Annotated in this window: 1 pseudogene; it reads right to left on the bottom strand. The window is 29.6% G+C overall.

Annotated elements, in window-relative coordinates:
* Positions 1-239: pseudogene (locus tag NHF50_RS15655) on the bottom strand (cell well associated RhsD protein); the annotation flags it as partial.
* Positions 240-425 lie beyond the last annotated feature (186 nt).

Here is a 425-nt window from a genome sequence, read left to right on the forward strand (position 1 = left end):
ACAAATTTAATCGGATCATCAAATGACATTGTATAAGGAGACCATTCCGGAAACTCCTCGCTCAAAGGGTCTGGTGACATCCATCTCCCGGTTACATCTCCTATAGGTTGCGCATCAGGGTTAAGAGTATCTTGAACAATATGACCAACTATTTGATTCTTGTACACATTAAATCGTACGGAACCAATGGTTACAATGCTGTCTAAGTCGTGAAACTCTAAATATTTTCCTTTACTCAATGAAATACTAAACTTATTTTTTCAAAAACTTACTTTTATTAGAAAATCCATAAATAAAACAATATAATAGAAGCAATTAATGTTATCAAAGCTATTACATCTAATTTTTTTTGTTTGTTAAATTTCAACAACAGACTCACTATAGATGTTGAAATTGAAATTAAAATTGAAATTATTAAAATATTA

The sequence above is a fragment of the Flavobacterium sp. NRK F10 genome (assembly GCF_024054235.1).
GTDB lineage: Bacteria > Bacteroidota > Bacteroidia > Flavobacteriales > Flavobacteriaceae > Flavobacterium > Flavobacterium sediminis.